The sequence below is a fragment of the Acinetobacter sp. ESBL14 genome (assembly GCF_036668815.1).
GTDB classification, from domain to species: domain Bacteria; phylum Pseudomonadota; class Gammaproteobacteria; order Pseudomonadales; family Moraxellaceae; genus Acinetobacter; species Acinetobacter gyllenbergii.
Genome location: NZ_JAZEVS010000005.1, coordinates 42,540 through 64,266, shown reverse-complemented (window position 1 = coordinate 64,266; position 21,727 = coordinate 42,540). Strand labels below are relative to the sequence as shown.

The 21,727-nt window shown below is 43.6% G+C and carries 20 protein-coding genes; 8 read left to right on the top strand and 12 right to left on the bottom strand.

What is annotated here, in order from left to right:
* The first annotated feature begins 13 nt into the window (after positions 1-13).
* Both V6E90_RS15435 and V6E90_RS15430 read left to right on the top strand, forming a co-directional pair.
* Positions 14-1,579, top strand: a complete 1,566-nt coding sequence (locus tag V6E90_RS15435; RefSeq protein WP_332605848.1) for a sensor histidine kinase — start codon at positions 14-16, stop codon at positions 1,577-1,579.
* Between the two features lie 22 nt (positions 1,580-1,601).
* Positions 1,602-3,038: a sigma-54-dependent transcriptional regulator gene (locus V6E90_RS15430; protein ID WP_016540805.1), complete on the top strand. Its 1,437-nt coding sequence runs from the start codon at positions 1,602-1,604 to the stop codon at positions 3,036-3,038.
* 40 nt (positions 3,039-3,078) lie between these two features.
* On the opposite strand, the gene V6E90_RS15425 is transcribed toward V6E90_RS15430, so the two are convergent.
* From V6E90_RS15425 to lptF, 4 genes are all read right to left on the bottom strand, one after another.
* On the bottom strand, positions 3,079-4,254 hold the full coding sequence (locus V6E90_RS15425) for a S41 family peptidase (RefSeq protein ID WP_332605847.1): 1,176 nt from the start codon (positions 4,252-4,254) through the stop codon (positions 3,079-3,081).
* Positions 4,255-4,263: 9 nt separating this feature from the next.
* The gene (gene gpmI / locus V6E90_RS15420; protein ID WP_016660505.1) at positions 4,264-5,808 is read right to left on the bottom strand and encodes a 2,3-bisphosphoglycerate-independent phosphoglycerate mutase; all 1,545 of its coding nucleotides are present in this window, start codon (positions 5,806-5,808) and stop codon (positions 4,264-4,266) included.
* Between the two features lie 114 nt (positions 5,809-5,922).
* Positions 5,923-6,993: an LPS export ABC transporter permease LptG gene (lptG, locus tag V6E90_RS15415; RefSeq protein WP_016540802.1), complete on the bottom strand. Its 1,071-nt coding sequence runs from the start codon at positions 6,991-6,993 to the stop codon at positions 5,923-5,925.
* Positions 6,993-8,093 carry an LPS export ABC transporter permease LptF gene (gene lptF, locus V6E90_RS15410; protein WP_016540801.1) on the bottom strand — a complete coding sequence of 367 codons (1,101 nt, stop codon included), beginning with the start codon at positions 8,091-8,093 and terminating at the stop codon, positions 6,993-6,995. The genes lptG and lptF overlap by 1 nt, the downstream gene beginning before the upstream one ends.
* Positions 8,094-8,247: 154 nt before the next feature.
* Here lptF and V6E90_RS15405 point away from each other — a divergent pair, with 154 nt between their 5' ends.
* Genes V6E90_RS15405 through blhA form a run of 3 tightly spaced genes read left to right on the top strand, consistent with a single transcriptional unit; the run spans position 8,248 to position 10,769 of the window.
* A complete protein-coding gene (locus tag V6E90_RS15405) occupies positions 8,248-9,696 on the top strand; it encodes a leucyl aminopeptidase (RefSeq protein ID WP_332605846.1) in 1,449 nt (482 codons plus the stop codon).
* A 3-nt stretch (positions 9,697-9,699) separates the two neighbouring features.
* Positions 9,700-10,107: a DNA polymerase III subunit chi gene (locus tag V6E90_RS15400; protein ID WP_332605845.1), complete on the top strand. Its 408-nt coding sequence runs from the start codon at positions 9,700-9,702 to the stop codon at positions 10,105-10,107.
* 35 nt (positions 10,108-10,142) lie between these two features.
* Positions 10,143-10,769 (top strand): cell division protein BlhA, encoded by a 627-nt coding sequence (blhA, locus tag V6E90_RS15395; RefSeq protein WP_332605844.1) that lies wholly within the window; start codon positions 10,143-10,145, stop codon positions 10,767-10,769.
* A 43-nt stretch (positions 10,770-10,812) separates the two neighbouring features.
* Here the strand turns inward: blhA and V6E90_RS15390 are convergent, their stop codons facing one another.
* From V6E90_RS15390 to glnK, 7 genes are all read right to left on the bottom strand, one after another.
* Entirely contained in the window at positions 10,813-11,472 is a 660-nt protein-coding gene (locus V6E90_RS15390) for a riboflavin synthase (RefSeq protein ID WP_332605843.1), read from the bottom strand.
* A 151-nt stretch (positions 11,473-11,623) separates the two neighbouring features.
* The gene (locus tag V6E90_RS15385) at positions 11,624-12,463 is read right to left on the bottom strand and encodes an MIP/aquaporin family protein (protein WP_016540797.1); all 840 of its coding nucleotides are present in this window, start codon (positions 12,461-12,463) and stop codon (positions 11,624-11,626) included.
* Positions 12,464-12,861: 398 nt separating this feature from the next.
* Complete coding sequence (locus V6E90_RS15380) at positions 12,862-14,154, bottom strand: DNA adenine methylase (RefSeq protein ID WP_016540796.1); 1,293 nt, start codon at positions 14,152-14,154, stop codon at positions 12,862-12,864.
* Entirely contained in the window at positions 14,151-15,251 is a 1,101-nt protein-coding gene (gene ribD / locus V6E90_RS15375) for a bifunctional diaminohydroxyphosphoribosylaminopyrimidine deaminase/5-amino-6-(5-phosphoribosylamino)uracil reductase RibD (RefSeq protein WP_332605842.1), read from the bottom strand. Before ribD ends, V6E90_RS15380 begins: the two co-directional genes overlap by 4 nt.
* A gap of 12 nt (positions 15,252-15,263) precedes the next feature.
* Positions 15,264-15,728 carry a transcriptional regulator NrdR gene (gene nrdR / locus V6E90_RS15370; RefSeq protein ID WP_004656377.1) on the bottom strand — a complete coding sequence of 155 codons (465 nt, stop codon included), beginning with the start codon at positions 15,726-15,728 and terminating at the stop codon, positions 15,264-15,266.
* Between the two features lie 125 nt (positions 15,729-15,853).
* A complete protein-coding gene (locus V6E90_RS15365; protein ID WP_332605841.1) occupies positions 15,854-17,263 on the bottom strand; it encodes an ammonium transporter in 1,410 nt (469 codons plus the stop codon).
* Between the two features lie 67 nt (positions 17,264-17,330).
* Positions 17,331-17,669, bottom strand: coding sequence for a P-II family nitrogen regulator (gene glnK, locus V6E90_RS15360; protein ID WP_004656379.1), 339 nt, complete (start codon positions 17,667-17,669; stop codon positions 17,331-17,333).
* 275 nt (positions 17,670-17,944) lie between these two features.
* On the opposite strand from glnK, the gene V6E90_RS15355 reads away from it, so the two are divergent.
* Both V6E90_RS15355 and V6E90_RS15350 read left to right on the top strand, forming a co-directional pair.
* Entirely contained in the window at positions 17,945-18,172 is a 228-nt protein-coding gene (locus V6E90_RS15355) for an accessory factor UbiK family protein (protein ID WP_004656380.1), read from the top strand.
* Between the two features lie 69 nt (positions 18,173-18,241).
* Positions 18,242-19,729, top strand: coding sequence for a YifB family Mg chelatase-like AAA ATPase (locus tag V6E90_RS15350; protein WP_065344222.1), 1,488 nt, complete (start codon positions 18,242-18,244; stop codon positions 19,727-19,729).
* A gap of 40 nt (positions 19,730-19,769) precedes the next feature.
* Here the strand turns inward: V6E90_RS15350 and V6E90_RS15345 are convergent, their stop codons facing one another.
* Complete coding sequence (locus tag V6E90_RS15345; protein WP_016540792.1) at positions 19,770-20,558, bottom strand: TorF family putative porin; 789 nt, start codon at positions 20,556-20,558, stop codon at positions 19,770-19,772.
* 397 nt (positions 20,559-20,955) lie between these two features.
* Here V6E90_RS15345 and V6E90_RS15340 point away from each other — a divergent pair, with 397 nt between their 5' ends.
* A complete protein-coding gene (locus V6E90_RS15340) occupies positions 20,956-21,720 on the top strand; it encodes a sulfite exporter TauE/SafE family protein (protein ID WP_332605840.1) in 765 nt (254 codons plus the stop codon).
* The last annotated feature ends 7 nt before the right edge of the window (positions 21,721-21,727 follow it).

The following is a 21,727-nucleotide window of genomic DNA, read 5'->3' as shown; positions in this document are numbered from 1 at the left end:
ACAGTAAGCGCCTATGTTAGGGAAAATTGCGTCGTCTGTTTCACAGACGGTCTATCGGCTTGGGGTGTGGTATAGCGGCTATCGACTAATCATCTCGATTAGTCTGCTATTAATTTATTTACTGACTGCTGAGCAACTTTCAAGTAACTATATTTACCCCTTTCTGTATTTTTATACACTGGTGTGCTATATCACCTTTAATATTTTCCAGCTTGCTTTGCTGCAGCTTGTTCCAATACAAATCTCCAAGCAGCTGATTTTTATCTTTATTATTGATGTTATTTGTCTCAGTTTAATCACCTTCGCAGCAGGTGGTCCAAATCTGCAACTCAGCTTACTGTATGTCATTATTATTTTCTCCTCAGCAATTTTATTAAATGCACATCTTTCGCTGATCATTACTTTATTTGCAGTCATCATGGTGGTTTACCAACGCTTTTTAGGTGACTTCTTTGATGCCAATAATTTAACCCATCTTGGCAATAGCATTTTTCTGGCCTTTCTGTTTTTCGTGGTACATGCCATTGGTCGTATTGCGGTGCAGCGTTTTAAGATTCTAGAAACCTTAACCTTTCATCAATCCATTGAAATTCATCAACTACAAAATATTAACCGTTATATTCTCGAACAAATTGAGGATGGCTATTTGGTACTGGATGAAAGTAATCATATTGTTTTAACCAATCCAGCTGCCAATACTTTGTTAGGCATTCATTTGGCTGTTTCTTTGGAAAAAACGCCACTGATTAAGTTACAGCCAGATCTATTTGAACTGATTCAATTCAGTAATCTTGAAGATGGCGAAGAATTCAGTTTTGAATCTCAACAAAGCCCTTACACGATCAATGTTCGGGTCAAACATTTGATTGTGCCAGAACAAGCGTTGGTCTTATTGATTTTAAAAGATGCCCAGAAGCTAACCCAACAAGTTCAGCAACTGAAGCTCGCAGCGTTGGGACAGCTTTCAGCCAGCATTGCCCATGAAATTCGCAACCCCTTAGCTGCGATTGTACAAGCCAATGAGTTAATAAAAAACAGCGATGCACATCAATTGAATATGTTGTCACGCATGATCAACAAACAAGCCAAACGCATTGACAGCATCGTTGAAGATACTTTAGCTATGGCAAGAAATAAGCCAACAGACCCACAAATCATTGAACTAAATCCTTTCTTTGAAAGCCTTCTGAATGAAGACCTTTCCGATGCGAAACAACGTATTCAGCTGAATCAGACCGAACAGCTCAATATCCTGTTTGATGAAAAACAACTCCGCCAAGTGCTGATTAACTTAATTAGAAATGCACTGCGACATAATGCGACCGATGCGCCCTTTATTGAAGTGAATATACAGCTCAAAGATGGACGAACCTGCATTGATGTTATCGATTTTGGGACGGGTGTCTCAAAACGAGATATTTCTCAGCTGTTCAAACCATTTTTTAGTACCGAAATTAAAGGAACTGGTTTAGGATTGTATCTGTCTCATACCTTTTGTGAGGCAAATCATGCAAAGCTCACCTATATAGAGCGACAACAAGGAGCATGCTTCAGGATTGAATGCTCAAAAATTCATTGATTAGATTAGGTTTCTCGGGGAAATGGCAACAAAACAACCACTCGTCTTATTGGTAGACGACGAAGAAGATTTATGTCTTTTAATGCAGATGACGCTGGCGCGTATGGGCATCAAGACACATCTCGCCTATCGGGTCGAACAGGCAAAAAAGTTCTTTACTGAGTTCCAGTACGATGCTTGCTTAACGGATTTAAATCTTCCAGATGGTAATGGTTTGGATCTGGTTAAACATGTAACACAGAACTATCCCAATACACCGATTGCGGTACTGACCGCCTATGGCAATATGGATATTGCCATAGCAGCCTTAAAGGCAGGCGCATTTGACTTTGTCAGTAAGCCTGTCAACCAGATGCATCTGGATCAATTGATTCAGAAAGCATTGAACCGTCCACAGCCTGAACAAGAGGCTGCCGAAACAGCCTTAGAGAATAAGCTGTTAATTGGACGTTCTGCACCGATCCAACAGCTCCGCATCGCGTTAAAGAAAATTGCCCGCTCCCAAGCTCCCGTCTTTATTACGGGTGAATCAGGAACAGGTAAAGAAGTCGTTGCGAATCTGGTACATCGCTTGAGTAACCGTAGTGAAGGCCCATTTATTGCCATCAACTGTGGTGCGATTCCAACTGAATTGATGGAAAGTGAGTTGTTCGGACACAAAAAAGGCAGCTTTACCGGCGCAACTCAGGACAAGCAAGGCTTAATTCTGTCTGCACACGGTGGCAGTTTGTTTTTGGATGAAATTGCCGAACTGCCTTTAAATATGCAGGTCAAATTGCTACGGGCAGTACAGGAAAAGAAAATTCGTCCAGTGGGTTCAGATCAAGAAATTGATGTAGATTTCCGTGTGATTAGTGCCAGTCACCAAGACTTGGAACTATTGGTCCAGCAGGGACGATTCCGTCAAGATTTGTTCTTCCGCATTCATGTGATGGATATCGTACTACCACCTTTACGTGAGCGTGGTCAGGATATTTTGTTATTGGCCAATCACTTTATTCAAAAGATTAGCCAAGAGTGGGATCTACCAGCGAAATCCCTATCTTCACGTGCAGAGCAATTCTTATTGCAGCAATATTTCCCAGGTAATGTGCGGGAATTACGCAATATTATTGAGCGGGCAATTACCCTAAGTGATGATAACAATATCGATTTAGCACATTTGCAGACCGCTCCGTTGCGTAGTTCTCTGGCAAATCCAACGCCTTCTTTTTCAAATACTGCATCAGAAGAAGTCGAACCCGTACAACACTCGGCAAGTCCAAGCATGAGTTCAAAGAAACTTCCACCTGAAGGTTTAGAGCGTTATTTAGAGAATATCGAAAAAGAGATTCTTCTAAATGCGCTGAATCTCACCCATTGGAATCGAACTTTAGCCGCGAAGAAATTAGGCATGACCTTCCGCTCTTTGCGCTATCGTTTGAAGAAATTTGGTTTAGATACCGAAGACGATGAATAATGCTTAAAAATAAAGCCTCTCAATCGAGGGGCTTTATTTTTTAATAACGACTTTTTAACACCAGATCGGTGACATGCTCCAAGTAAGTGTCTTCTTTCATCTCTGCCGTTAAAGGTGAAATTTGATTGGGTTGAATCCCCTGACCTTCAATCATATTGCCATTGGGGGTGTAGTAATGCGAAACTGTCATTTGTAGTGCGGCACCACTCGGTAAAGGGAACAACTTCTGTACCACACCTTTACCATAACTGGTTTCGCCCACCACCCAAGCACGTTTGTGCTCTTTCATTGCTGCGGTAAAAACCTCAGCTGCAGAAGCAGAACGTCGATTGATCAAAATCCCTAATTTCATATTTTGAAATTCATTCGACGGCAGTGCCTGAAATTGTTGATCGCCTTCTGAACGACTTTTGGTGGTGACAATAATGCCTTGATTTAAAAATAAATCAGCTGCTTCAACCGAAGCCGAGAGTAAGCCACCTGGGTTATTGCGCAGATCAAACACCACAGCTTTTAGCTTAGTAGAACTATATTCTTCAATTAAACGTTTAATTTCATTGGCGGTATCTTGTTGAAAAACACGTATTTTCAGCACCAGCACCTGATTATGTAACAGAACAGGTTCAATATCGGTTTCGACTTTTTTATTGCGAACCAAAATCACGGTACTGCTATTATTTTCTGGCTGGATCTGTACGGTACTGCCAATTGAACCGTAGAGTAAACCTTGCACTTGATCTTGGTTCAGACTTTTCAGTTCCTGATTATCAACTTTGAGAATCACCTGTCCATTGCGTAAACCCAACTTACTTGAGTCCGAACCTGTCTTTAAATCTTGAATCTGCCAAGACTTGGCATGCGCATCATAATTTAAATTGAAATCGACAGAAGCAAGATCTCCTTCTGTATATTGAATCAGCTGGCGATATTCTTCTGCCGATAAATAACGGGAATAACGGTCTAAGCCACTGACCAAGCCTTTAATCGATTGTTGAAACAGCGCATCATCCGATTTTTTATCGACATAGTTATCTTTGACAATGCCATAGATCTGTACAAATTGCTGAATCGATTCGATTGGGACTTCTGCACTCTGGCTTGGAGCATCCTCAGTCCATCCTGAATTATGCGTCACAGGCGCAGCAGAGAGATTCACTCCCCAACACATCAACAAACTTGCACAGATCGCTCGGTAAATGTTGTTGTGTTGGGTCATTGCTTCACCTTATTTTAAAGTAATTAGATTCTTGCCTTGCATGTCAGCAGGTACCGGAAGGTTCATTAAATGCAGGAGTGTTGGTGCAACATCTGCCAATACCCCACCGTCAGCAATTGTGGCTTGTGTTGGGCCAACATAAATAAATGGCACCAATTCAGTGGTATGTTGGGTATGTACCTGACCGCTGTCATAGTCTTGCATTTGCTCTACATTACCATGATCCGCTGTAATTAACATATGACCTTTGTTTGCCATGACCGCATCATAGACACGACCCAGACAAATATCGACCGTTTCAACGGCTTTTACCGCAGCATCAAACACACCGGTATGGCCGACCATGTCACCATTGGCATAGTTCACCACCAATAAGTCAAACTCACCTGAATTGATGGCATTCACCAACTCATCCGTGACTTCATAGGCACTCATTTCTGGTTTTAAATCATAGGTAGCAACATTCGGCGATGGGATCAGAATACGTTTTTCGCCTTCATATTCATCTTCACGACCACCACTAAAGAAGAAAGTCACGTGCGCATACTTCTCAGTTTCAGCAATACGCAATTGGGTCTTACCCAAACTTGACAGATATTCACCAATCGAGTTTTTCAATCCTTCTGGCATATAGGCAACAGGCGCATCAATACTGGCTTGATAACGGGTCAACATGACAAACTTAGATAAGTTTGGAACGACTTTGCGCGTGAATCCGGTAAAATCTTTTTCAACAAAGGCACGGGTAATTTCACGCGCACGGTCGGCACGGAAGTTCATGAAGACAATACTGTCGCCATCTTGTACTTTGGCAATTTCACCAATACGCGTTGCTTTGACAAACTCATCATTTTCTCCTGCAGCATAGGCAAGTTCTAAACCTTCAACGGCTGAGTTCGCAACACGTAGCGCTTCCCCTTCGGTCATCAGACGATAGGCTTGCTCAACGCGATCCCAACGATTGTCACGATCCATGGCAAAGTAACGCCCAATCATCGACACAATACGACCTTGATTTGGATATTGTGCGAATAAAGCATCCAGTTTTTCTAAAGAAGGTTGAGCACTACGGGGCGGAGTATCACGACCATCGAGGAAGGCATGTAAATACACGGTTGCACCACGTTTTAGCGCTAGCTCACACATTGCCACAATATGGTCTTCATGCGAGTGCACGCCACCTTCTGACAATAAGCCCATCACATGCACAGCGCCGTTTACTGCTTTGGCTTTTTCCACCGCATCGACTAGCACTTCATGCTCAAAAAAAGCACCCGTACGGATATCTTTGGTAATACGGGTAAAATCCTGATACAGCACGCGACCCGCACCAAGATTCATATGACCCACTTCAGAGTTGCCCATTTGACCATCAGGTAGGCCCACATCTTCGCCTGAACCAGAGATTAAACTATTTGGATGCTTGGCCTTCATCGCAGTGAGGTTTGGCGTTTTTGCCGCTAAAAAAGCATTGTCTTCAACTGCTTCACGATGCCCCACTCCATCCATAATTACCAGAACGTGAGGAATTTTGCCAACGTTTGCATCCGTCATAATGGACTCTCTGTTTGTCATTTGATCGGTCTATTTTACCGAAATTTAATCGAATTCTCTATGACCTAGCTGATGGCTTTCATCAATCCTGAGCATAGAGCCGCTCCATCAAGATTAGCGTGCTCGATAGAGCAAATAGCTACCAATCATAAAGATCAGCACCACAGGTAATAGTACAAACCATGCAGGTGAAGGTGCATACACTAAGCTTGCATAGCCCAAGAAATCTTGCAGATAGAAGAAACCTAAGCCTGTAAACAATGCGATGACCAAACGGAAGCCCATCGACTGTTGGCGGAGCGGACCAAAAATAAAGGAACAGGCAATCAACACCAAGGTAATTAAAGAAAATGGTGCTGTGACTTTTTGCCAGAAGGCTAACTCATAAGTCTTTGGTACCTGACTATATTCTTCCATATAACGCATAAAGCTAATCAATTGACTCGGTGATAGATCCTCAGGATCCAGCGTCACCATATGCACATATTTTGGCTGTAAGGCGAGGCCCAACGATTGCTGTGCATGATCGGTCTTAATGGCATTGCCTTGCGCCAATAAATCAACTTGATGCGATTGTGAGAGTTGCCACTCACCATCTTTGACGAATTGCCCTTTCTCAGCCGTCACAAAGGACTGCAAGCGATAGTCTTGATCAAAATCAATGGTTTGGATGTTACGTAACTGACCTTGTGAATTGGCGTAATCAATATAGATAAAGCGCTGCCCTTCACGCGACCAATAACCTTTGACTTCACCTAAAGATGCGACACTGCGTTGCTTTTTGATACTTTGCGCTTGCTCATTGGTATATGGAATCACCCATTCACTCAATACAAAGGACAATACAATCAGCAATAATGCTGAACGCATCACCCAACCGACAATCCGCCACAGACTGATGCCAACTGAACGCATGACAATCAGCTCACTATTTGAAGCCAATGCGCCCAATCCGAGTACTGAACCAATCAAAGCAGCGACAGGTAAAATTTCATATAAATAACGCGGTGCACCCCACATCACAAAAAGAAACGCTTGCCACGCATTATAGTTTGGCTTGAGTGAACCCAACTCACCCAAATAGGTGAATAGAACTTGCAGGAAAGATAACACCAGCGTTGTTCCGAGCATGGCCAGAACCGTGGTTTTTGTCACATGTTTGGCGACTATTCGACGTGCTAACATCACAACCCCACTCGCTGAATACTTTTCTTAATTTTTGGTGCCAATTTTTGTTTACGTGCAAAAATTGCAGCAGCAATGGCATAGACCAACAACACGGCGGGATAAGCCCAAAGATCCAATTCGTCTTTACTGATTCGGGTTTTAATGGCAATCATTAATACAATTAAGCTGGCAAAGATAAAAATCGCAGGAATCAGGCGGTAATAACGCCCCTGACGGGGACTCACCTCTGACAGCGCGACTGCAAGCATCAAACCGACAATAATAATAAAGGGACCAAAGATCCGCCATCCCAACTCACTACGAACCACGGAATCATCGCGTTTCTGCCATAGTTTGGACATCGACAAGGCCGCCACATCATCACTTTCAAATTTCACATCTTTATCATTTTCCAAGCGCAATCGATAAGATTGAAATTCCGCTTGGGTATAGCGCGGCTGATTCGGATAAATCTCGTAACGGCGTCCGAGTACCAAGTCCACCACATTGGCCGTATCATTGGCAACTTCAACGCGGGTGGCTTCTTTGGCCAGAATCATGACATCAGGTTTATCATCCTCAGTCGCTTTTTGATAGAAGAAAATATCTTTTAAATTCTTTCGGTCTTCGGACAGTGAACCCGCATAAATGGTATACGGCCCCGAAGAAATAAACTCCTTCGGACGAACCAAATCAAAGCCAGTACGAACTGCCTGCGTGCTGGTCAGTTTTTCAAATTCACGTAAACCCCACGGCCCCATCCACACCATTAAACCAGTTTGAACCACCAAATAGATCACCGTCATCGGTAACAACAGACGTGCCAATTGGTTACGACTTACACCACTGCCATTTAACACCGCCATTTCATGGTCAACATAGAGACGGCCAAACACCAGCATCAAGGCAATAAAAAAACCCAATGGAAGAATCAGGGTTAGAAACTCAGGCAAACGATAACCGATAATGCTAAACAAAATCCCGGCATCTAAACGACCTTGAGCTGCAACGCCAAAATACTTGATTAGACGACCACCCATCATAATCAAGGTCAATAAACCAATGACCACGAGAGATGTCGAAACCACTTGTTTGACGAGATAACGCCGAATAATCAAAGTAATACTTCCAAAAAGACCAATTGAAGGTAACGCTAGTTTACCCGAATGTTAAAAATATAAAACCTATCGCTTGTTGCTGATTGCAACCTCATATCCGAAAGTGTTTAATGGACTTATCTTTCTTTTTCGCTCACTAGGTTCTATACAAACAATGAAATTTACACTTCAAAACGCATTCCCCGCTCAGGCGTCTAGCGAATCTTTGTGGATTTTGGTTGATTCAGAACAATTACAACAGAACTTAAATACTTATCAAATCAATCATCTAGAAGAAACACTCAATGCGACCCAATTCAAAGCTGGGTTTAATGAAAACTTAGCCCTGATTGCAAATATTGCCGTTCAAGCCAATGCACAACTACTCGGACTTGGAAAAAGTGCCGAGTTGAAAGCGACAAAATTAGCAAAACTCGCACAAAGCATTATCAAATCATCACAAAATAAATTTAAACAAATTAGTATCGATCTTTCAGCACTCCCGACCGATTTACATGCCTTATTTGTACTCAGCCTGACCCAAGCGGCTTATGGCTATGACGAATTTAAATCGAAAAAGAATGAATTTTCGCTGGACACGATTCACTTAATTGCCAATCAAACAAACTTGGATGATGCACAGTTAAACCTGCTTCAAGCCGTACAATCAGGTCAAAACTATGCCCGTGATTTGGGTAACCGTCCTGGCAATATTTGTTTCCCTGAATATTTGGCTGATCAAGCACTTGCACTCGCGGCACAATATCCAGATTTGTTAAAAGTGACCGTGCTTGATGAACAGCAAATGGCCGACTTGGGCATGTATGCTTTCCTTGCCGTCAGCAAAGGCTCAGAGCGTCCAGGTCGCATTGTCACACTGGAATACAATGCCCAAATTGAGCAGGCTCCTGTGGTCCTTGTCGGTAAAGGCGTGACCTTTGATACCGGCGGTATTTCATTAAAACCGGGCTTAGGCATGGATGAAATGAAATTTGATATGTGTGGTGCTGCCTCAGTGCTCGGTACCATGCAAGCATTGTGTGAAGCTCGACTTCCAATTCATGTGGTGGGTGCAATTGCAGCTGCTGAAAATATGCCTTCAGGACATGCCACTCGCCCGGGTGATATTGTCACCAGCATGAGCGGTCAAACCATTGAGATTTTGAATACCGATGCCGAAGGTCGTTTAGTGCTGTGTGACACCTTGACCTACATTAAACGCTTTAACCCTGCACTGGTAATTGACATTGCAACCTTAACTGGGGCTTGTGTGGTTGCCTTAGGCAAAGTGGTCAGCGGTTTATTCACACCCGACGATGAGCTGGCGCAAGAATTGCAACAAGCAGGCGAACAGTCGCTTGATCGCGTATGGCGTATGCCTGTAATGGAAGAGTATCAAGAATTACTCGACTCACCTTTTGCCGATATTGCCAATATTGGCGGTCCGTATGGTGGGGCGATTACAGCTGCCTGTTTCCTAGAGCGCTTTACCCGCGATTATCGTTGGGCCCACCTTGATGTTGCAGGAACAGCATGGTTATCGGGTACAGCCAAAGGTGCAACAGGTCGTCCAGTACCATTATTGATGCAATTTTTAGCCAATCGTGTTGCAACGAAAAACTAAAACATGGCGCAAATCAGCTTTTATCTCTTTGAAAATAGTACCGAACGGCAAGTCGAAAGTGCTTGCCGTTTATGTCGAAAAATTCTGAATCAGCATCCTCATATCTGGTGGTATTGTGCAGATTCAGATTTACAAACTGAACTGGACGAGCTGCTTTGGAAATTTGATCCCGCCAGTTTTATCCCACATGGGATCGACCAAGCGACAAGTCCGGTGTGTATTTCGGCAGAACTTCCCCCATCCCATGATTGGATCGTGTTTAATTTTAACAATCATGCACTTGAACAAACTCAAGATTTTCGCCACATTATCGAGATTATTGAAAATAATGAAGCCGCGAAACAAATCGGGCGGGAAAAATTTAAAATGTATCGTCGTTTAGGCATTGAACCTCGAACCTTTAAATTATAAATCGGCAATCAAGAACATCATTTGAGGAGTGTGTTGTGGCGTTAAATGTAGGTCAGGACTTTAAAAAACGTTGGTTAAATGCACCTGAGGCTGTCCGTCAGACCTATCAGGATGATTTAGCACGTATCTGCGATCTGCTGTTACCACAAACCGCAATTCAAACGTGGACCCAGCACGAAGAAAATGCTCAGCAGCTTTCTCAGCAGCGCATTGATCAAGCCTATGCCGACTTAAAAGCGGAATTGATTGAACAAGCACGTATTCGTAAACAACTGGCTTTAGAAAAAGCATTGGAAGAGAAACGTGCTGCCGAAGCCGCCTATGCCGCACAACTACAAGCCGATGAAGCCCGTCAGTTCCAGCAACAAACCGAGAATCTACTGGCACTCCGCGGTCATATTGATCAGGAAATTGCCCAACAGACTGAGCGTTATCAAACCAATCCAGAACAGCCAAGTGTGGATTATTCACGAGGCCAAAGTATGGTGATTGATGATCAACAGATTCTGTCTGAGCTGGAAAGTGTGCGTGTCCGACTAGAACTTGAAGCTGAAGGCTTAATTGAGCAAGCAGTAACGGTGTTTAGAGCCAAACTGCATGCCCTCGCGCAAGATGAGATTGATTACATCTTGAAAAACAGTGAATTTTCAGATGAAAAATAATAAAAAAGCCCAGTTTCAACTGGGCTTTTTTATGCTTGCTGTTTTATTTTAAAAAACCGTTTTCAGCTAAAAAAGCCATACTGATATTTGATTCGGATTTTTGCTCTGCCGCCTTGTCACCTAACAATAAACGCTCGATATAACGCGCCAGTACATCCACTTCCAAATTGACTTTACTGCCGACTTGCCACGTGCCGATATTGGTACGTTCCGCAGTATGTGGAATTAAATTCAAGCTTAAAATATTGCCACGCAAATGGTTAATGGTCAGACTAATCCCATCGACTGTGACTGAGCCTTTTTCTGCCAAATATTTGGCTAACTCAGCAGGTGCAGTCACTTCAAAATAGAGTGAACGGGCATCATGGCGTACTACAGTGATTTCACCTAAACCATCGACATGACCACTGACAATATGTCCACCAAAACGTGTAGTTGGCAACATCGCTTTTTCGACATTGACCGCTTGGCCGACTTTCCACTGACCCAACGTCGTTCGGTTTAAACTCTCCCGCGAAACATCAGCTGCGTACCAATTCTCACCCCATTCAATCACGGTCAGACAGATCCCGTTGGTGGCAATCGAATCACCCAAATGTACATCAGACATATCCAAATCAGTTTGAATACGCAAACGAACGTCACCACCTACACTTTGTAGGCTCTCAACCTTACCTAAACTTTCAATAATGCCTGTAAACATGGGAGTTTCAACCTATCTTTATGCCGTATATCGCACGGTAAAGAAGATACCTTAAAGCAAAGAACTAGAGATAACAAGGCATCTACAGTGCAAACATAGCCAAATAAAAAGGGCCATCTACTGATCGCCCTTCTTAATATTGATCTGGTCTTTATTGCATTTCAGACACTTGTTTTTCAGCAGTCGCTTTGACTTCGACTTTTTGATTCAACAAGAAATGGCTAAAGAATAGTTTATAGCCGAGTACACCTAAGCAAGCGCCCACGATCGGTGCAATAATCGGGACAATAAAATATGGAATATCACGACCGCCTGTAAATGCAACAGGCCCCCAGCCAGAGAAATAAGCCACAATTTTAGGGCCAAAATCACGTGCAGGATTCATGGCAAAGCCCGTCAATGGACCAAAAGAAGCACCAATCACGGCCACCAACAAACCCACCAAGATCGGTGCCAAAGCACCGCGTGGCAAGCCATTGCTATCATCCCCAATCGCCATAATCAACCAGAGCAACAACATGGTGATAAACATTTCCACCATAAAAGCCTGCCCAATCGAGAGTAAATGATGTGGATAGGTCGAGAAAATCCCTGCTAGTTCCAGACTTTCGACACTGCCACGTACCATGTGATGAGTCTGTTCATAATCCACAAATAAATTGCTATATAACCCGTATACCAGCAATGCACCTGTTGCTGCGCCAGCCACTTGAGCAATGATATAGAACGGGACTTTACGCTTATCAAAGCCAGCAAAAAGTGCCAATGCGATAGTCACCGCAGGATTAAGATGTGCCCCTGAAATACCTGCTGATAAATAGACCGCCAATGCAACAGCCAAACCCCAGACAATGCTGATTTCCCACAAGCCTAAACTCGCCCCTGCAAGTTTAAGTGCAGCCACCACACCAATACCAAATGATAAAAAAATTGCGGTAGCAAAAAATTCAGCTACGCATTGCCCCAATAAGGTGGGTTCCGAGCGACTCATAACAACCTCTCTTGGTCATCGCTGCAAATAGGCAAGACCCTAAATTAAGCTCGGCAAACTATAGTTATTTTTAAAACCGGTCAATATTTTTTGGTAATTTTTTGAACGATTGATAAAAATAATATCAGCTTAAAATAAGAGGATTAAGACAGTAAAAAACCTTAACAAAAACAATATAAGATATTGTTAAAAATAATGATTTAAAAATTATCACACAAAAATTTATCAAGCAAATGAGATGCTACAGCATAGCTAAAAGTGTCAAAATTTGCTGTATTTTTATTATAAAAACAAATAGTTATCCTAAAAACCGATTCCCACCATCTATTTATCCGATACAAGGCGAAAACTGGATACAAAAACGCCACCTTGTTCTGCAAAGTAGCGTTTGATTTAGCTTACCAGAGTGCCAGTTGAGTACTATTCCCTGTGGTATCGACCCCACCCAATTCGGCAAAGTGATACAGTTGCCCAAGCAGCTGCCGCAATGGTGGGCCTGATTTGGCATGGGTATCAGTAATCACAATAAATTCAAGTACACGCGCACGATCTGATTGACGCTGTTTACTCACCCGATAACGCGGAACATCTTGAGTCAATAAAGTTACTTTGCCCCGCTTTAAATTGGCAGTCAGCAAGTCTTTCGGCTCAATATTTCCATCGGTTGAATAACTGGTCAAAATATAGCGCGCATTAATAGTTCCCAATAACTTTTCATAGGCTTCTTTAGCATATTTTGACGAGTTATATGGACTCGGACGTTCTTTGCGCCATGCCCGATCAATCCCGCTCTTAAAGCCTTTGGTATCAGGTGAAGGTAAATCCACCTGATCCCATAGGGTCAGTGCATTGAGTACATGATAATTACTGCTATACGCATGTTGGTTATACGGCGGGTCTAGGTAGGCCACATCGACCTCAAAACCGCTCATTTGATTGGCGAGATGCTGTGCATCCACACACCACATTTCAGCAGCAGGACGTTTAGGATCACCAATCTCACAGAAGCGACTCGGTGTCAGCCACAATAACGACTCAATCCGCTCTAAAGCCGTTTGGGTACGCCCACCCCATCCTTGATGAAAGCTTTTAAATACGCCACTGGTATTGCTGACAAAGCTTGCGGAATACAGCAGTGGCGCCAATAACGCACTCATTTCCACATCATTGATGGCGCCTTGTGCTTGCCATGTTGCTATCTGCTGACGGATTGCATCAATACGCATGCCGTTGCGGCGTTTGAAGAATAAACGGTCACGGGCAGGATCATAAACATCATCATTACGCGGACATAGGTTGTGCGTAACCCAGCCTTTCACTTCAGGCAAACGGTTCAGGTAATCAATGGCCTTTTGATAGCCACCCAATTCTTTAAAAGCAGGTGCATCGACACAAGCCAAAATGGCGTGGTTGAGTGCATGGCTATACGGTTCCCAGTCATTGGCAATCACACGATAACCATTCTGACGTGCCAAACGCGAGACGACACCACTCCCAGCAAAGAAATCCGCGAAAATCGGTGGATTCTTTTTTTTGCTGTTCAGTGTGCCTGTAATCTCAAGTGCTTCTAAAATCAGATGAAGCAGTCGACGCTTATTGCCCAGATAAGGCACTAACTGATGAAAAAGATATTCATCAGTCGTACGTGCGGCATGACGACGTTTGTGATAAACCGATGGTTCTGGATTCATATCATCTCTTGGATAGGGAGCAATCTTAGGCGAATGTCTTGCCCAAGTTGGGTTACATCGACCAACTCGAAACGCAGTTGCTCTGCCATTTGGCTAAATTCAGCATTGAACATCGCACGGGCAGATTGGCCGAGTAAAGTAGGTGCAACATAACTAATCATTTCATCAACCAGACCTTGTTGTAAAAAGGCGGTCGATAAGGTTGCACCAGCCTCAACCAATACATCATAAATTTGGTACTGTTGAGTTAGGGTCTGCAATAATTGATTTAAAGCTTGCGGTGGCAATTGTATCACGCCTATATCTGCAAGTTCTTGACGAAATGGTGTCATCACCATGACAGTTTCGGGATTTTGTAAAATCTTGGCGCTCAACGGCAGTCGTCCTTGGCGGTCCAGCACAATACGCTTAGGTTGAACCACCGTGCTCAGTTCAATTCCATCTAATGCACGTACGTTCAATTCACAATCATCGGCTAAAACCGTTTGAATTCCCGTAATGACTGCGCCTGAGATGGCACGCCAGTGCTGCACATCTTGGCGTGCTGCTGTGCCGGTAATCCATTTTGACTCACCTGATGCCATCGCGGTACGACCATCCAAGCTAGAGGCAATTTTTAAACGCACATAAGGCAGACCCGTTGACATGGCTTTTAAAAAGCCCATGTTGAGCGTTTTTGCTGTTTCAGCACAAACACTCGTTTCAACCTCTATACCTGCAGCTTGTAAAATCTGGACGCCTTTACCTGCCACCAAAGGATTTGGATCTGAACAAGCCACCACCACTTTCTTCACTTGAGCTTTGACCAACGCCTCGGCACAAGGGGGTGTTCGACCATAATGCGCACATGGTTCCAAGGTTACATACGCAGTTGCACCCTGAGCATTGTCTCCCGCTTGACGTAAAGCAAAGACTTCGGCATGCGGTTGGCCTGCTTTAGGGTGGTAGCCCTCGCCAATCAATTGTCCATCTTTGACGAGGACACAACCGACATTCGGATTCGGCTTGGTCGAATACTGCCCTCGTCGAGCCAAGGCTATCGCCTGTTGCATCCAGTACTGTTGTTCAGATAAGTGATCTTGGGTAAGTTCAGACATGGTTTCTCTAATTTAAGCTTCGTTTTCACGTTGTTGCATTTGTTCAATCTGGTGACGAAATGCTTCTACGTCTTGGAAATCTTGATAGACCGAGGCAAACCGAACATAGGCAACATGATCCAAGGCAAATAAAGCCTGCATCACGATTTCACCAATGGTTCTGGACTTGACATCACGTTCGCCCAATCGGCGAATCTGCGATTGAATATCACTGAGTACAGTTTCAATTTGTTCTTGCGTAACTGGGCGTTTTTGCAAGGCATGCATCAGAGAACGGCGCAATTTTGCCTCATCAAACGGCTCATTTTTACCGTCAGATTTAATCACTCGTGGCATCACCACATCATAACTTTCAAAGGTGGTAAAACGCTCTCCACAAATGACACACTCACGACGACGACGAATCTGACAGCCTTCGGCAGCCAAACGCGAGTCTATGACTTTACTATCAGCGGCGTTACAAAATGGACAATGCATAGTGGCGTGATTATTTACTCTCTTTGCTTAAGTGTAGCAAAGTTTCTGCAATTGCAGAACCAGTCGTCTAAAGCCATAAAAAAACAGCCCGATGGGGCTGTTTTCTAAATCGCATGTTGTGCCAATTATTCGATACGTTCGCCATGTTGACTTAAGTCAAGACCCATACGCTCATCATCAGCGCTAACACGGATACCAATCACCAAATCAATCACTTTCAGGATAATGAAGGTCACAATTGCGCTATACACGATTGTTGCTAGTACACCTTCAATTTGTACCCACAATTGTCCAGCAAAAGTCGGATCTAACGTAACATTCGCTGCTTTGATGATTTCATCGCTATAGAAGATCCCTGTTAGAATCGCACCAACAATACCACCGACTGCGTGTAAACCAAATGCATCCAAGGCATCATCCGCTTTAAGCAGGCGTTTCAGTGCAGTAATCCCCCAGAAACAGACCACACCACCGATCAGGCCCATGATTAAGGCACCGCCGACACCAACGAAACCAGCTGCTGGTGTGATTACAACCAAACCAGCGACTGCACCTGAAGCACCACCAAGTACCGATGCCTTACCACGAATTAGACGTTCTACAATCAACCAAGAGAATGCAGCAGCGGCAGCAGCAACTTGAGTCACTAAGATGGCCATACTTGCACGTGCACCCGCACCTAAAGCACTACCACCGTTAAAGCCGAACCAACCCACCCAAATCAAGCTCGCACCGATCACAGTTAAAGTCAGGTTATGCGGTGCCATCGATTCACGACCAAGACCAGTACGTTTGCCTAACATATAAGCGGCAACCAAACCTGCAACACCTGCGTTGATATGCACAACGGTACCACCAGCAAAGTCTAATGCGCCCTTTTTGAATAACCAACCATCAGCCGCCCAAACCCAGTGAGTAATTGGTGCATACACCAAGATCACCCAAACTGCGATAAATGCCATGAACGCTGAATATTTCATACGATCAGCAATCGAACCACTAATGATCGCAACAGTAATGATGGCAAAGGTCATTTGGAAAACAACAAATAAACTTTCAGGAATTGTGCCGCTCAAGGCATCAAATGCAACCCCATTCAGCAGCGCTTTGCTCAAGTCGCCGACATAAGCGCCTGTACCAGAGAAAGCCAATGAGTAACCGACAATCACCCAAATTAAACTAACCAAGATGGCCGCAGAAAGGCTGAACATCATGGTGCTGAGGACGTTTTTCTTACGAACCATACCCCCATAGAACAGTGCTAAACCAGGAATAGTCATCAACAGAACCAGTGCTGTTGAAACAAGAACCCAAGCTGTATCGCCGGTATCGACTGTCGCAGTAGCGGCTGGAGCAGCCTCTTCAGCAGCAGGTGCTTCAACGGCAACAACTTCCGTTGTCGCAGCACCTGTATCTGCAACTACAGCTACAGTTTGTTCAGTTGCCGGGGTTGATGCAGCATCTTCTGCCCAAACCACCGCTGAACCACCTAAGAGTGCGCCAGATAGACTGAGCGCCATAAGCATTTTTTTCATTCGTGTCCCCCAACCTTATTTTGTGAGCTATATCTCTTATTTCTAACTCAGCAAAGTTTGTGCCAATTTAGACAGCATCTGGCCCAGTTTCACCCGTACGAATACGGATCACTTGCTCTAAATTCGTGACAAAGATTTTTCCATCACCAATTTTGCCTGTGCTTGCGACACGAGTAATCGATTCAATGACGGCATCAACCATTTCATCACTAATTGCAATCTCAATCTTCACTTTCGGTAAGAAATCAACCACATACTCTGCACCACGATACAGTTCTGTATGCCCTTTTTGACGTCCGAAACCTTTGACTTCGGTTACGGTAATCCCTTGAACACCAATTTCAGAGAGTGCTTCACGCACATCATCCAATTTGAATGGTTTTACAATTGCAGTTACAAGCTTCATGTTTGTTTTCCTTCGGCTTATTTTCACCAGTAAGGTTTTATGTTCAATTTTCATGCCAATATTTAAAGGTTGGGGGTTTTTAAATATTGAGCACAAGCTTTCTTTATAACCTATTTAGCCTGCAAGATGTAGATAGTGCATCGAAAATATGTTTCATTTCGCGATATTGAATGAAATCAGAGAGTCACTCATCCTTCTGTCCCGAACTGTGCTAGAGGATTGCCTGCAGCAGTGATACACTGGGCAGCAAATATACATAACCTATTGAGCACTTTATGATTGAGACTCTTTTACAGGCAATTTTGCAGCAAGTTGATCAACCTAAAAAAGATTTAGAAAAAAACTTACGTGCCTTATTGAATGAAAGTATCGAAAAACTAGACCTTGTCTCTAAACAAGAACTCGACCGTCAAAGAACTGCACTCAACACAGCCAATCAGCGCCTCTCTGAACTGCAACAGCAAATGAAAATTTTAGAAGAAATCGTTCAGAACAAAAAATAAGCACCAATTCGGTGCAATCAGCACCGAAAAATGATTAAAAATAAAGCACCACAATGGAACAATAATAAGATGTCTTTTGCCAAGATTTATACACGAGGCTTATTGGGGCTACATGCCCCGCAAATCGAAGTTGAAGTCCACATCAGTTCAGGTTTGCCTTCACTCACAATTGTCGGTTTACCCGAAGCGGCAGTCCGCGAAAGTAAAGATCGTGTCCGTTCAGCCATCATTAATAGCGGTTTTCAGTTTCCAACCAAGCGCTTAACCATTAATTTAGCGCCTGCGGATTTACCTAAAGATGGTTCCAGACTCGACTTACCGATTGCACTCGGTATTCTGATTGCATCAGGTCAATTAGCCGAAAATAGCACCGAAGGTTTTGAATTTATTGGTGAACTGGCACTGGATGGACACTTGCGTCCCATTTCAGGAGCCTTAACCATTGCGATGGCCTGCCAACAGGCACAACATCACTTATTACTGCCAACTGCAAATTTGGATGAAGCCAATCAACTGCCAGAATTTGAAGTCTATGCTGCCGATCATCTACAAGCAGTTTGTGCACATTTTTCGGGCAATTCCCAGATTCAAGCTGCACCACAAAGAACAACTGCAGCCGCCTCCTCTTATCAATTTGATCTTGCCGATGTAAAAGGACAGCTCCGCCCGCGGCGTGCTTTGGAAATTGCTGCCGCAGGCGGACACTCTTTATTATTTAAAGGGCCACCGGGGACTGGAAAGACCCTGTTAGCTTCACGACTGCCCTCTATTTTGCCTCCGCTCAATGCACGTGAGAATCTTGAAGTCGCCAGTATCTACTCAGTTGCCAACGCACCGCATACTTTTGGACAGCGACCTTTCCGCGCCCCGCACCATACTGCCTCCGCAATCGCTTTGGTGGGTGGTGGTTCTCAACCCAAACCTGGCGAAATCACCTTAGCGCATTTAGGGGTGCTATTTTTGGATGAATTACCCGAATTTGATCGCAAGGTGCTTGAGGTACTGCGCCAACCACTGGAATCCAAAGAAATCGTGATTTCACGTGCGGCACGACAGATGACTTTTCCTGCAAATTTTCAATTTATTGCAGCGATGAATCCCTGCCCATGTGGTTATGCCTTTAATCAGGATAGCCGTTGCCAATGTTCGCCAGACAGCATTCAACGTTATCAAAACCGAATTTCCGGACCTTTATTAGACCGTATTGATTTGCACATTGATGTACCACCCTTACAGGCACAAGAATTACAGGATCGAAGCCCAACCGAAAACTCCGACACGGTTCGACAACGTGTCATCCATGCATATGAAAAACAGATCCAAAGACAAGATTGTTTAAATCAGGCGCTCTCTCCCAAATTATTGGAACAGCATGCCTTATTAGATGACAGCTCGACCAAAATTATTGAAATGGCACAACAGCGGCTCAACCTTTCTGCTCGTGCCTATCATCGGGTATTAAGAGTGGCTCGAACCATTGCAGATTTAGCTGAAAGTGAACTCATCAGTAGCAGTCATATCACTGAAGCCTTGTCCTATCGCAGTCAGCAAAGCTAAAAAGCGACCTTGAGGTCGCTTTTTTATGGCTCAAGCCCAGTTAGAAAGCATAACCTAAAGCTAACACCACTTTATTCTTTTGTTTGGTTTCATCACGAGTATAGCCGCCAAAAATATAATCCAGACTCCACGTTGCGCCAGTATTGCCCAATGGGTGCGATAAACCTAGCGTTGCATGACGGAAGGCAAAATCGGTTTTGGTCACATCGCCAGCTTTGGCTTGGTAAGCCAGATATTCATCGTCGTCGCCATAATAATAGGCTGCAACTTGCGCTTTAGCAGTAAAGCCCCCTGCCAGTTTTGGCGCATAGGTCGCCAAGAAATAGGTATCGCCCTTATTTCCGAAGGTGACGTTATTTAATAAAGTCTGTGCGGTAATACTAAAATCTTTATAGCTCAAACCCAAGATAGTTTCATAACCTGTCGATTCCCAACCTGGATAATAGTAATAAATCGTTCCCCCAATTTGATAGCCAAGATCTTCGGTAATTTTGCCTTTATAGCCCGCATAAAAATCGTTTTCGAAGGATTTTTTCTCTTCCTTCACATCAGTGGGCGAAGTATTAAAATCAGCATAGGCGGCGGTTAAAGTTGAAAACCAATAACCCAAATAAAATCCACTGTCATGACTATAATCCAGTCCACCTTGAACTGCGGGTGTATCACTTTCTGGTGAGTTGGTCATCCCACGTAAATTGTAGCTTGATACCACATTGACATTCCCCGTCACAGTGCCTGGAAAAGGGAGTTTGCTCTCCTCAGCCAAACTTAATGTTGATGCTGTGGTCAGCATTCCCAGTACCGCAGCCTTACATGCAAATTTCATCATATTGGTCTCCCCCTATATTTTAGATACTCAATTGATTTCTAAGCTTTAAATTGCATCACCAGCTATTTAGCAAATGCTGTGCCAAGCTCGAATAATAAATAAATAGCAATAAAATCAATAAATAAGAAAACACAAAGTGAAACTTTGAGTTTATAACGACATTTGAACTGTAAATCTTGCAACCAAAATGGGCTATTGATGCTCGACATAGCGCACAAAAAGCACTGTTTTAGCCGAGCAAAGAACTTTCATGCATTCAAACCTTTATTATCAATCTGCATAAAAAAACAACAAAACTAAGCAAGCGATGTTTTAATCATTCAGTTAGATTCTGATTTAAAACACTGAATAAAGTACATACAACAACATCATTTTTTCCTCAGATTGGCTGATTTTTATGATTGATCAAACCGCCCTATTTATTTTAGGACTCTTTGCCTTCTGTGGGGGTCTGATCGATGCCGCAGTAGGTGGTGGCGGTTTAGTCCAAATTCCGGCGCTGTTACATGCCTTGCCTCAACACAATATCGCAACCGTTTTTGGCACCAATAAATTAGCAGTTTGGGCTGGAACCACCGCCTCATTTTTTAGATATGTACATAAAATTAATTTTGTCTGGAAGCTGCTGATTCCCACCATGCTTGCGGCATTTATATGTGCATTTGCGGGTGCAATGACAACGGCCCATGTTCCAAAGCAGCTCATGAGCTATGTGGTTTTCTGTTTACTCATTCTGATGGCCATTTATACTTTTTTAAAGAAAGACTTAGGAGCGCGCAGTAGCTATGTGAAATGCGGGCATAAAGAAATCTCTCTGGGCATCTTTTTTGGCGGGTTGATTGGATTCTATGATGGTGTTTTTGGGCCAGGTAGCGGCAGCTTCCTGCTTTTTCTGTTTGTAAAGGTTTTCGGTTTTGATTTTCTCAATGCCTCTGCGTCGGCCAAAATCGTGAATATTGGCACCTTTAGTTCAGCACTTTTATTTTTTATTCCCACAGGTCATGTACTCTGGCAAATCGGTTTAATCGTTGCCTTGTGCAATGTGCTGGGTTCCTTCGCGGGTGTTTTTCTGGCATTGCGTTATGGTAGCCAATTTATCCGATGGTTTTTTCTGATCCTGCTCGTTTTTCTCATTTTAAGAATGGGATTCTCTCTCATTTAAATCGGTC

What these genes read in the sequence shown, in the direction of transcription:
- V6E90_RS15435 (WP_332605848.1), top strand. Translation starts at nt 14, where the DNA reads ATGTTAGGGAAAATTGCGTCGTCTGTTTCACAGACGGTCTATCGGCTT.
- V6E90_RS15430 (WP_016540805.1), top strand. Translation starts at nt 1,602, where the DNA reads ATGGCAACAAAACAACCACTCGTCTTATTGGTAGACGACGAAGAAGAT.
- V6E90_RS15425 (WP_332605847.1), bottom strand. Translation starts at nt 4,254, where the DNA reads ATGACCCAACACAACAACATTTACCGAGCGATCTGTGCAAGTTTGTTG.
- gpmI (WP_016660505.1), bottom strand. Translation starts at nt 5,808, where the DNA reads ATGACGGATGCAAACGTTGGCAAAATTCCTCACGTTCTGGTAATTATG.
- lptG (WP_016540802.1), bottom strand. Translation starts at nt 6,993, where the DNA reads ATGTTAGCACGTCGAATAGTCGCCAAACATGTGACAAAAACCACGGTT.
- V6E90_RS15405 (WP_332605846.1), top strand. Translation starts at nt 8,248, where the DNA reads ATGAAATTTACACTTCAAAACGCATTCCCCGCTCAGGCGTCTAGCGAA.
- V6E90_RS15400 (WP_332605845.1), top strand. Translation starts at nt 9,700, where the DNA reads ATGGCGCAAATCAGCTTTTATCTCTTTGAAAATAGTACCGAACGGCAA.
- V6E90_RS15390 (WP_332605843.1), bottom strand. Translation starts at nt 11,472, where the DNA reads ATGTTTACAGGCATTATTGAAAGTTTAGGTAAGGTTGAGAGCCTACAA.
- V6E90_RS15385 (WP_016540797.1), bottom strand. Translation starts at nt 12,463, where the DNA reads ATGAGTCGCTCGGAACCCACCTTATTGGGGCAATGCGTAGCTGAATTT.
- V6E90_RS15380 (WP_016540796.1), bottom strand. Translation starts at nt 14,154, where the DNA reads ATGAATCCAGAACCATCGGTTTATCACAAACGTCGTCATGCCGCACGT.
- ribD (WP_332605842.1), bottom strand. Translation starts at nt 15,251, where the DNA reads ATGTCTGAACTTACCCAAGATCACTTATCTGAACAACAGTACTGGATG.
- nrdR (WP_004656377.1), bottom strand. Translation starts at nt 15,728, where the DNA reads ATGCATTGTCCATTTTGTAACGCCGCTGATAGTAAAGTCATAGACTCG.
- V6E90_RS15365 (WP_332605841.1), bottom strand. Translation starts at nt 17,263, where the DNA reads ATGAAAAAAATGCTTATGGCGCTCAGTCTATCTGGCGCACTCTTAGGT.
- glnK (WP_004656379.1), bottom strand. Translation starts at nt 17,669, where the DNA reads ATGAAGCTTGTAACTGCAATTGTAAAACCATTCAAATTGGATGATGTG.
- V6E90_RS15355 (WP_004656380.1), top strand. Translation starts at nt 17,945, where the DNA reads ATGATTGAGACTCTTTTACAGGCAATTTTGCAGCAAGTTGATCAACCT.
- V6E90_RS15350 (WP_065344222.1), top strand. Translation starts at nt 18,242, where the DNA reads ATGTCTTTTGCCAAGATTTATACACGAGGCTTATTGGGGCTACATGCC.
- V6E90_RS15345 (WP_016540792.1), bottom strand. Translation starts at nt 20,558, where the DNA reads ATGATGAAATTTGCATGTAAGGCTGCGGTACTGGGAATGCTGACCACA.
- V6E90_RS15340 (WP_332605840.1), top strand. Translation starts at nt 20,956, where the DNA reads ATGATTGATCAAACCGCCCTATTTATTTTAGGACTCTTTGCCTTCTGT.